Below are 10561 nucleotides of genomic sequence, written 5' to 3'. Positions count from 1 at the left end.
CGTGCTCGGATTCCCCGTGTCGGACGAGACAGGCACCCCCGACGGGATCGGCCGGTACAACCACTTCAGCGGCACCAACATGGCCTCTTCGATCTACTTTTCACCCGCGACAGGAGCCCACGAGGTGTACGGAGCCATCCGGGCCCAGTGGGTGGCCCTCGGGTGGGAGCGCAGCCGGCTCGGCTACCCGACCAGCGGCGAGTACGGCATCAAGGACGGCCGCCGCAGCGACTTCCAGCACGGTTCCATCCTGGTGCACACGGCCAGTGGCAGGATCGAGGTCATCTACACCAGCGTCCCGCCGGCGCTCCTGGGCGTCGATCTTGAGCGCATTCCGACCACGCAGAAGGTTGTCGCACTCACATTCGACGCCGGTGCCAACGACGCCGGCCTCCGATCGATCCTCGCCACCCTCGCAGCCAACGGCGTCCCGGGCACGTTCTTCCTCACCGGAGACTGGGTCAACCAGTTCCCCTCAGACCCGGCGCTGATTTACAACGCGGGGCATCGGATCGGCAATCACTCCATGACCCACCCGGATTTCACAACCCTGACCAGTGCGCAGATCGCGGCCGAGATCGGCAGCGCCCAGAGGACCATCGAGGCCGCTGGAGGAGACCCGCGCCCGTTCTTCCGCTTCCCGTTTGGCGCCCGCGATTCCCGCACGATCGCAGACGTCAACGCCGCCGGCTACACCGCGGTCCGCTGGACCGTTGACACCCTGGGCTGGCAAGGCACGATGAACGGAACGCGCGGCCCGGGCTTCGTCGTCCAGCGCGTCATGGTTTCCGCGCAGCCCGGGCAGATCGTCCTCATGCACCTCGGCTCCAACCCGGACGACGGTTCAACGCTCGACGCCGCGGCCCTCCCGGAGGTAATCTCCCAACTCCGGGCGGCAGGCTACGGCTTCGTTACCCTCGATGCCGCCCTCGGCTAGCCAGCGCCTTTAAAGTTCCACCAACGCAAAAGCCGCGGAAACCTTGAGGTTTCCGCGGCTTTGTGGTCGGGCTGACAGGATTTGAACCTGCGACCCCTTGACCCCCAGTCAAGTGCGCTACCAAGCTGCGCTACAGCCCGCTGGTTCCGCCGTTCTCCGCTGATTTCCATCAGCAGTCCGGCCGAACCACCTAGAAGAGCTTACACGATCCGGAAGGGTGCCTGTGACACTTTCGGGATTTCAGCCCCAACGTGTCGAAGACAACATCCGGATCAACGCTTCCGGCCCCGCTTTTCCCGCACGCGCATGCTGACCTCGATGGGGGTGCCCTCGAAGCCGAAGGTTTCCCGCAGCCGGCGGGTGATGAAGCGGCGGTATCCCGGATCCAGGAATCCGGTGGTGAACAGCACGAACTTGGGCGGCCGGCTGGATGCCTGCGTTCCAAAGAGGATGCGGGGCTGCTTGCCGCCGCGGACCGGGTGCGGATGTGCTGCCACCAGCTCGCCCAGGAAGGCATTCAGCCGCCCGGTGGGGATGCGCCGATCCCAGTTTTCCAGCGCCAGATCCAGGGCGGGCACCAGGCGGTCCTTGTGCCAGCCGGTCTTGGCGGAGATGTTCACCCGGGGCGCCCAGTCCACATGAGCCAGGTCCTGCTCGATCTCGCGCTCCAGGTAGCGGCGGCGCTCGTCGTCCAGCAGGTCCCACTTGTTGAAGGCCAGGACCAGGGCGCGGCCGGACTCGATGGCCAGCTGCAGGATGCGCACATCCTGCTCGCTGAGGACTTCGTCCACGGCGAGGAGCACGACGGCGACCTCCGCCTTTTCGAGCGCGGCCTGGGTCCGGAGCGAGGCGTAGTAGTCCGCGCCCTGCGCCATGTGCTGGCGGCGGCGGATGCCGGCGGTGTCCACGAAGCGCCAGGTGCGTCCGCCGAGCTCGATGAATTCATCCACGGGGTCGCGGGTGGTGCCGGCAGTGTTGTCCACCACCACGCGCTCGGACCCGGCCAGCTTGTTCAGCAGGGACGACTTGCCCACGTTGGGACGGCCGATCAAGGCGATCCGGCGAGGCCCGCCGGAACGCTCCAGGCCCTCGATGGTGGAAAATTCCGGCAGCACGTCCATCACGTGGTCGAGCAGGTCGGCTACTCCGCGGCCGTGAAGGGCGGAGACGGGGTACGGCTCGCCGAAACCAAGGCCCCACAGGACGGCGGAATCGGCTTCCTGGGCAAAGTCGTCCACCTTGTTGGCCACCAGGATGACCGGCTTTTTGCTGCGGCGCAGCATCTTCATCACGGCCTCGTCGGTGGCGGTGGCCCCGACGGCCGAGTCGACGACGAACAGGACGGCGTCGGCGAGTTCCACGGCCATCTCGGCCTGCTCCGCAACGCGGGCGTGGATGCCGCGGGCGTCGTGTTCCCAGCCGCCGGTGTCCACCAGCGTGAAGTTGCGGCCGTTCCAGTTCGCGGAATACATGACACGGTCGCGGGTCACGCCGGGTGTATCCTCCACCACGGCTTCGCGCCGGCCCAGGATGCGGTTCACCAGGGTGGACTTGCCCACGTTCGGGCGCCCGATGATGGCCAGGACCGGGTCAAGCTTGACCGGGCCTTCGAAGTCCTCGTCGCCGTACTCCCCGCTGAGCAGGGCGGCGTCTTCCTCATCCAGGTCGTAGTCCTCCAGGCCCGCCCGGAGGGAGGCGGCGCGAAGCTCGGCCTCGTCGTCGTCAATGGCTGCCAGCCGTTCGGCCACCTGGTCGGTGCCCGTGGGCGTGTATTCGTCTTCGCCGGGGCCCGAGAGGCCGGGGGTCTGCGTGGTGTCGCTCATTGCACTGTCCTTAGTGGTCATCTGCCGGCGTCCCGGCTACTGCTGTTAAGTCTTTGGAGGTTTCGGCGAATGGCAGGGGCTGGCCGCTGAGTTGGACGGCGTCCCGGACGTGCCCTGCCAGTGCCGCGCGGATCTCCTGCGCTGCCCTGTCCATTGAAGCACGGCCGCTTTCGCCGGCCCGGCGGCCGAGGGTGAGGGCCGTGCCGAAGCTGACGTGGAACCGCCGGCCGGGCGGCGGCACAAAGTCCAGGTGCTCATTCCCCGTCCGGGTGCCAAGGATGGCCACCGGCACCACCGGGGCGCCGGTGTTCAGTGCCAGCCATGCAACCCCACCGTTGATGCCGGCGGCTTCGCCGCTCCCCCGCGTTCCTTCGGGGAGGATCCCCACGCAGCGGCCGGCGTCGAGCAGTTCCCTGCTGCGCTGCAGCGCCGCCCTGTCGCCGCGCCGGTCAACGGGCAACTGCCCGGAGGCGGTCAGCACCCGGCCCAGGAATCCTTTGAACATCTCCTGCTTGACCAGGATGTGCATGGGCCGCGGCGAGGCACCGAACATCACCGGTCCATCCAGGAAGCTGATGTGGTTTCCGGCGAAAATCACCGGCCCTCCGGTGGGGACGTTTGCCTTGCCGGTGACGGTGGTCCGGTAGACGAGGTGGTCCAGGGCCCAGCCCACCGGCCTGCTCCAGGACATGGTCCACCCGGACGGGACCGCCGGCCTGGCATCAGTCACGGTTGAGGACCTTGGTGACTATGACCAGGGCAGCGTCAACGGTCTGCTCGAAGTCAAGGTCCGAGGAGTCCAGCGTGACTACTCCGTCGGCTGCTTGCGTAAAGTTCACGACGGTGGAGTCCTTGGCGTCCCGGTGGGTCACCTGCGCGGCCAGCTGCTCCGCGTTTTGCGTTCCGCCCAGCTGGATGCCGCGGCGGCGCAGCCGGGCTTCCTCGCTGGCCGTCAGCAGCATGCGGACTTCGGCTCCGGGCGCGACGACGGTGGTGATGTCCCTGCCTTCCACCACCATGCGGCGGTGATGCTTTTCGATCAGTTCCCGCTGCCGGCGGATGAGTTCGGTCCTGGCACCCAGGGTGGTGGCGACGGCGCTGACGGCCGAGGAGATGGCCGGTTCCCGGATCGCGTCCGTGACGTCGACCCCGCCCACCCGCACGAATTCCTGCTGCGGGCTGGTGCTCAGCTCCAGCACGAGGTCGCGTGAAGCCTGCTCCACGGAGGCGGCATCGTCCAGGTCGATGCCGTTGGTGACGCAGTACCAGGTCAGCGCCCGGTACATTGCCCCGGTATCGAGGTAGGCAAGACGGAGCCTTCGGGCCACTTCCTTGCTGACGCTGGACTTGCCGGACCCTGAGGGGCCATCGATGGCAACGACCAGCGGCCTGCCGATGCGCAGCGCGGGCATGGTGTCGAGAAGTTCCTGTGTCATGACTGAAGTACCCGCCATCCGCGGTCGTTTAATGCTTCGATCAGGTGGTCGTGCTTGTTCGGCAACACTGACAATTCCACCATGCCCACGTTCTGTCCGGATGAATGGTCCAGCCGCAGGTCTTCAACGTTAACGCCGATTTCACCGATCTCGGTCAGCAGCCGGGCGATCTGGCCGGGCTTGTCGTCCACCAGGACCGTCAGCCAGGAATAGGCCTGCGGCGGCCCGCCGTGCTTGCCGGGAATCCGTGCCTGGCCTGCGTTGCCTTCGCTCATCAGCTGCGCGAGGTCCAGCCGCGCACCAGGAGCCGTGGGCTGTTCCAGCGTGTTGATCAGGCGGTTCAGGTCCTCCCTCACGCCGTACAGGATCTCCACCACCTTCGCCGCATTGCCGCCCAGGATCTGGACCCACAGCGTGGGATCGCTGGCAGCGATCCGGGTGACGTCCCGCAGGCCGTTGCCGGCCAGGGACAGGGCGTGCAGCGGGGTGCCCTGCAGCCTGCTGGCCAGCAGTGAGGACATGACCTGCGGCAGGTGGGACACCAGTGCCACGGCCTCGTCGTGTTCGTCGGCCGTGAACTGCGAAACAACCGCGCCAAGGTCGGTGGCGAGTGACCGGGCAGTCTGCAGGGCGGCTCCGGAGGTTTCCCCGGAAGGGCACACCACCCAGGGCATGGAGGTGAACAGCTCGCCGCGCGCGGCAACCGGCCCTGACTTTTCCCGTCCTGCCATGGGGTGCGTTCCCACGTAGCGGGAAAGGTCCACGCCACTGCTCCGCAGCCGGGCGAGGATGTCCGCCTTCACGCTGGCGATGTCCACCACCACGGAATCCGGGTAGTCCGCGAGGGCCTGCCGCACCACGTCCGCCGTGACGTCAGGCGGCGCGGCAACCACCACCAGCTGGGGCCGGCTGCTGCCCAGTTCGGACAGCGGACGGCCGGCCCCGATATCCACTGCCACGGCCTGGTTGGTTGGCGAGGGGTCGGACAGGAAGACCGGCACTCCGCGGCCCCGCAGCCCCAGGCCGATGCTCGCTCCGAGCAGGCCGGTGCCGAGCACCACCACCGGACCGTCCAGGTGCCCGCGGCCCTGGCTCTTGAAAGCGGACACGGCTCAGAGCCCTACGGATGCCAGCAGGTGGCCGATCTCCTGCTTGCCGAGGTTCCGGATGCTGCCCTGGCGCTGGTCGCCCAGTCCGATGGGGCCGACCTTGACCCGGACCAGCCGCTGGACCGGGAAGCCGACGGCGTCGAACATGCGGCGGACAATGCGGTTCTTGCCCGAGTGCAGCACAACCTCGATCAGGACGTGGCCCGGCGTGGAGTCGACCAGGCGGAAGGAGTCCACGGAGGCGAGGCCGTCCTCCAGTTCAACACCGGCCTTCAGCTGCGCGCCGATACCGTGCGGGAAGGGCCCGCGCACCTGGACCAGGTAGGTCTTGGGGACTTCGTAGGAGGGGTGGGTCAGCCGGTTGGCAAGTTCGCCGTCGTTGGTCAGCAGCAGCAGACCCTCGGTGGCAACGTCCAGGCGGCCCACGTGGAAGAGCCGCTCGCCCTTGTTCTTGGTGTTCTTCAGGAAATCGCTGATGCACGGACGGCCCTCGGGATCCTCCATGGTGGAGACAACGCCCTTGGGCTTGTTGAACACCATGTAGACCAGATTTTCGTCCAGCTGGATCCGCAGGCCGTCCACGTGGATGACGGCGGTCTTGGGATCCACACGGACACCGAGTTCGGTGACCACCTGGCCGTCCACCTCCACGCGCCCTTCGGCGATCATTTCCTCGCAGACGCGGCGCGAGGCCACGCCGGCGGACGCCATGACCTTTTGCAGGCGGATGCCGTCGGCGTCGTGGAGTTCCGACTGCGGCACGTCGCGGCCGGGACCCTTCCTGCGCGAGGGCTTGCGGAGCGGGCCGAGGTTCTGGCCAAAGCGTTCGCTGCCGAAAGCGCGCGAAGCTGCTGCACCTGGAACGGCAGTACGGGGCTTGGCCTTGGGCGCACCCGGGGTTCCGGGCGCCTTCTTCGCGCCGGGCTTGCGCGCTGAGGGCTTCCGCGACGACGGCTTGGCGGGCTTGTCAGTGGCGCCGCGCCCCTGCCGGGCGCCGGCTTCGTCGGGATCGACGAAGCGTTCCTCGCGCGGCTTGGGTGCCCGGTGCGGGCGATCGCCGCCGAAACCTGTGGAGCGCTTTGCCGCTCCTCCCCGGGAGCCGCCCCCGGCGCTGCCTCCCGAGGTGTTGCGTTGTGGGAGGTTGCGTCCCGAACCGCTGCGTGGTGAACCCTGGCGTCCCGCCTGTGTCATGACCCGTCCTTCAATGTTCCTGGCTGTCAAAGGTGTCCAACAACAACCCTAGCCAGCCCTGCAGATTTGCTCTGCCCTGATAAAAAATTACTGCGCAGGCCGCGGCCTACATTCTTTCGGCGTCGTAGAACTCCGCGATGCCTTCCAGCCCCGGCAGATGCGGGGACAGCTGCGGCAGGTCCGCCACTGAGCTGATTCCCAGACGCTCCAGGAAGTAGGAGGTGGTCCGGTAAAGGATTGCCCCGGACTCGGGATCCGTTCCCGCGTCCTCAATCAGCCCGCGCTGGGCCAGTGTCCGTACAACAGAGTCAACGTTGACGCCGCGAATCGCAGACACCCGTGCCCGGGAAACCGGCTGGCGGTAGGCAATGACCGCGAGTGTTTCCATTGCCGCCTGGGTGAGTCTGGCAGTCTGCCCTTCGAGCACGTATTTGCCAACGATGTCAGCAAATTCCGCCCGCGAGTAGATACGCCAGCCACCGGCGATGTTCCGCAATTCAAAACCCCGGGGGCTGGAACCAAAACCAGGCGTGCTGGCCGTTTCCGTATCCGGGGCCTTACCAGTATAGCCGTTATAGTCGACCGAGAGTTCTGCCAGCAGGGTTTTGACGTCGTCGACAGTGAGGTCGAGCCCGGCGGCGAGTTCTTCCTCGGTGGCCGGCTGGTCGAGGACCATGAGTACCGCTTCCAGGGCGCCTTGGCCCCGCCGGGAAGGTCATGGACCGTTTGTCCGGGCAGGGAGCCGTCCGGCAGCTGCTCGTTCACGCTTGCACCTCGTATTCCTCGCTCAGGTTTTCTGCTGACCAATCCCCCAGCCCGGCGGTCCAGTGGACAGCCAGGTCTGCCAGGGGCGAAAGCTGGTCGAAGGCTACGGCCTTGTCCCGGTAGAGCTCCAGGAGCGCCAGGAAGCGGGCCACCACCACCAGGGTGGAGTCGGCGTCGGAAATCAGTGCCCGGAAAGTCTGCGGCGAATCCTGCTGCAGCCGCAGTCCCAGGATTTCCGCCTGCTCCCTCACGCTGACCTGGCTGCCGTGGAGGTGGGCGGTCCCCACCTCGGTGGGTTGGGGGGCTTTGGGCCGGAGGGCCGCCGCGGCCAGCGCGGCGAACTGTGCCGGGGTGTGTTTCCACACCAGTTCGGGCAGCATCCGCGCGAAGTGTTCTTCCAGGGCAACCTGCCGGGGGAAGCGCTGCCCTTCCCGGTGGAGGGTCTCGCCCAGCAGGCCTGCCACATGCTTGAAAGCCTTATACTGCAGGAGCCTGGCAAAAAGCAGGTCGCGGGCTTCGAGCAGCGCAATGTCCTCGTCATCCTCCACCTCACCGGCAGGCAGCAGCCGGGCGGCCTTGAGGTCCAGCAGCGTTGCCGCGATCACGAGGAATTCGCTGGCCTCGTCAAGGGCCCATTCCTCGCCGAGTTCCTGCAGTTTGCGGATGTACTTGATGAATTCGTCGGTCACCGTGGCGAGGGCCACCTCGGTGATGTCCAGCTGATGCTTGGCGATGAGGCCCAGCAGGAGGTCGAAAGGACCCGTGAAGTTGGCGAGCTGCACCTCGAAGCCGGGCTTGGAGTCGGCCACGGTTATGGCTACGGCGCTCCGCCGCGCGAGATCAGTTCCTTGGCGAGCCGGCGGTACGCGTCCGCGCCCACGTGGGTGGCGGCGTAGCTGGTGATGGGTTCCGCGGCAACGGTGGCGTCGGCGAACTTGATGGACCGCTTGATCACGGTCTCAAAGACCTTGTCCCCGAAGGCCTCCACCAGCCGGGTGATGACTTCACGGCTGTGCAGGGTGCGGGCGTCGTACATGGTGGCGAGGACCCCGTCCACCTGCAGGCGGGGGTTGAGCCGGTCCTGGACTTTATCGATGGTTTCCACCAGCAGCGCCACGGCGCGCAGGGCGAAGAACTCGCAGATCAGCGGAATGATGACCCCGTGGGCCGCGGTAAGGGCGTTGACGGTCAGGAGCCCAAGGGACGGCTGGCAGTCGATGAGGACGACGTCGTAGTCGTCTTCGACCTTCTTCAGCGCCCGGTCCAGGACCTGCTCGCGGGCAACCTCGTTGACCAGCTGGACTTCCGCTGCGGAGAGGTCGATGTTGGCAGGCAGCAGGTCCACGTTGTCCACGGCCGTCTGGTGGATTGCCTGGCGGATGTCCACCTTGCGGTCCATGAGGACGTTGTAGACAGTGAGGTCAAGCTCGTGCGGATTGACGCCGAGGCCGGCTGACAGCGCGCCCTGGGGGTCGAAGTCGACCAGGAGGACGCGGCGGCCGTATTCGGCCAGGGCCGCGGCCAGGTTGATGGTCGAGGTGGTCTTTCCGACGCCGCCCTTTTGGTTCACCATGGCGATGACGCGGGCGGGACCGTGGGAGGAAAGCGGCGCGGGTTCCGGGAACTCGCGGTATGGGCGCCCCGTGGGGCCCATCACCGCGTTGTCCAGGTCGAATGCGGTGCCTTCCAGAGTTGCTGAACCCTGTTCGCTGCTCACGTATCTGTCCACACTTTCGATGACGGGGTTGTCCTGCCGCTGGATGGCCAGCGCCGTTCCTTCTTCTCCCCAAGGCTACAGGGGCCGACACGGTATTCGACGGAACTTGACTTTTCGCGAATGGTGAGCCTGACCCTCTAGTAGAGGTCGAAGGTTAAACGTCCGGGTAAAGAAAACCGCCCCCGCAGCATTTGCTGCGGGGGCGGCTTCCGGGTGGCGGGCCGGGAGGTCAGGCGTTGGCCGGAACCGGCCGGGCTTCGGTCTGCGCCGGGGCCGGATCACCGTGGTGGTGGGCCAGCATCGTTGCTTCGTCGAAAGGCTCCTCGCCGGAGAGGACGCTGTTGACCTGTACGCCGTCGATCTCCTTGACCCACGTGCCGATCAGGATGGTGGCCACGGCGTTGCCGGTGAAGTTGGTCAGGGCGCGGGCTTCGGACATGAAGCGGTCGATGCCCACGATCATCCCCACGCCGCCGAGCAGTTCGGGCTTGTGGGCCTGCAGGCCGGCCGCAAGCGTTGCCAGGCCGGCGCCGGTGACGCCGGCGGCGCCCTTGGAGGCGATGATCATGAAGACCAGCAGGGAGATCTGTGCGCCGAGGTCCAGCGGCGTTCCCATGGCGTTGGCGACGAAGAGCGATGCCATGGTCAGGTAGATGGCCGTGCCGTCCAGGTTGAAGGAGTAGCCCGTGGGAACGGTCACGCCGACGACCGGCTTGGAGACACCGAGGTGTTCCATCTTGGCGATGAGGCGGGGCAGTGCGGCTTCGGAGGACGAGGTGGAAAAGATCAGGAGGTATTCGCGGCCCAGGTACTTCATGAGCTTGAAAATGTTGACGCCGGTAACTACCTTCAGCAGGCCGCCGAGGATGATGACGATGAACAGTGCGCAGGTGATATAGAAGGCGGCCATCAGCGTGAACATGCTGACAATGGCCTGGAAGCCGGTGGCTCCCACAACGGCGGCGATGGCACCGAAGGCACCGACGGGGGCGAGCCACATGATCATGATCAGGATGCGGAACACCAGGACCTGGCCGTGGCCGATGGCCTTGAGGATCGGGGCGCCCTGCGGGCCCATCTTCTGCAGCGCGAAGCCCACGAGGATGGCAGCGAACAACGTCGGCAGAACCGGGATGTCACCCGGGATGATGTTGAGCAGGAAGGCTACGGTGCTGTCGACTTCAGCCTTCTTGTTGGGGTCGTAGGGGGCAAGCTTCAAACCCTCGCCCGGGTGGATCAGGTTGCCCACTACCAGGCCGATGGCGAGCGCGAACGTCGACATTGCGACGAAGTAGCCGAGCGCGAGGCCGCCCACCTTACCCACCGTGGCCGCCTTGGCGATGGAGCCGATGCCCAGGACGATGGTGCAGAAGATCACCGGAGCGATCATCATCTTGATGAGCTTGATGAAACCGTCACCCAGGGGCTTGAGCGACTTGCCCACCTCGGGGAACATCAGGCCGACGACGGCGCCGAGGATCACGGCGGCGATGACGGCAATGTAGAGGTAGTGCGATTTGTCGATGCCCTTGCGCCGCGATTTCACGGTGTCGAGCGACTCTCCTCGTTGAGAAGCCATGATG

9 protein-coding genes, 1 tRNA gene and 1 pseudogene are annotated in these 10561 nt (G+C 66.4%); 1 reads left to right on the top strand and 10 read right to left on the bottom strand.

What is annotated here, in order from left to right:
- Positions 1–937 (top strand): polysaccharide deacetylase family protein (locus tag G205_RS16525; RefSeq protein WP_235047013.1); only part of this gene is annotated, 937 nt, incomplete at its 5' end.
- A gap of 63 nt (positions 938–1000) precedes the next feature.
- Here the strand turns inward: G205_RS16525 and G205_RS16520 are convergent.
- From G205_RS16520 to G205_RS16475, 10 genes and pseudogenes are all read right to left on the bottom strand, one after another.
- Positions 1001–1077: transfer RNA gene (locus G205_RS16520), tRNA-Pro, on the bottom strand.
- Positions 1078–1209: 132 nt separating this feature from the next.
- Positions 1210–2760 carry a ribosome biogenesis GTPase Der gene (gene der, locus G205_RS16515; RefSeq protein ID WP_009358989.1) on the bottom strand — a complete coding sequence of 517 codons (1551 nt, stop codon included), beginning with the start codon at positions 2758–2760 and terminating at the stop codon, positions 1210–1212.
- 10 nt (positions 2761–2770) lie between these two features.
- Positions 2771–3451, bottom strand: a complete 681-nt coding sequence (locus G205_RS16510) for a lysophospholipid acyltransferase family protein (protein ID WP_052014163.1) — start codon at positions 3449–3451, stop codon at positions 2771–2773.
- Positions 3452–3482: 31 nt separating this feature from the next.
- The gene (gene cmk, locus G205_RS16505; protein WP_009358987.1) at positions 3483–4196 is read right to left on the bottom strand and encodes a (d)CMP kinase; all 714 of its coding nucleotides are present in this window, start codon (positions 4194–4196) and stop codon (positions 3483–3485) included.
- Positions 4193–5305, bottom strand: a complete 1113-nt coding sequence (locus G205_RS16500; protein WP_009358986.1) for a prephenate dehydrogenase — start codon at positions 5303–5305, stop codon at positions 4193–4195. The genes cmk and G205_RS16500 overlap by 4 nt, the downstream gene beginning before the upstream one ends.
- A gap of 3 nt (positions 5306–5308) precedes the next feature.
- Positions 5309–6496 carry a pseudouridine synthase gene (locus G205_RS16495; RefSeq protein ID WP_009358985.1) on the bottom strand — a complete coding sequence of 396 codons (1188 nt, stop codon included), beginning with the start codon at positions 6494–6496 and terminating at the stop codon, positions 5309–5311.
- A 106-nt stretch (positions 6497–6602) separates the two neighbouring features.
- Positions 6603–7261, bottom strand: a pseudogene (gene scpB, locus G205_RS16490) (SMC-Scp complex subunit ScpB).
- Positions 7258–8070: a segregation and condensation protein A gene (locus tag G205_RS16485; RefSeq protein WP_009358983.1), complete on the bottom strand. Its 813-nt coding sequence runs from the start codon at positions 8068–8070 to the stop codon at positions 7258–7260. Before G205_RS16485 ends, scpB begins: the two are co-directional and overlap by 4 nt.
- A gap of 8 nt (positions 8071–8078) precedes the next feature.
- Positions 8079–8978, bottom strand: coding sequence for a ParA family protein (locus tag G205_RS16480; RefSeq protein ID WP_009358982.1), 900 nt, complete (start codon positions 8976–8978; stop codon positions 8079–8081).
- Positions 8979–9207: 229 nt separating this feature from the next.
- Complete coding sequence (locus tag G205_RS16475) at positions 9208–10557, bottom strand: cation:dicarboxylate symporter family transporter (protein ID WP_035753495.1); 1350 nt, start codon at positions 10555–10557, stop codon at positions 9208–9210.
- Between the last annotated feature and the right edge of the window lie 4 nt (positions 10558–10561).

It is taken from the genome of Arthrobacter nitrophenolicus (genome assembly GCF_000332815.1).
GTDB classification, from domain to species: Bacteria; Actinomycetota; Actinomycetes; order Actinomycetales; family Micrococcaceae; genus Arthrobacter; species Arthrobacter nitrophenolicus.
Note: the sequence above shows the minus strand (reverse complement) of the source record. Positions and strands in the feature narration are given on the sequence as shown.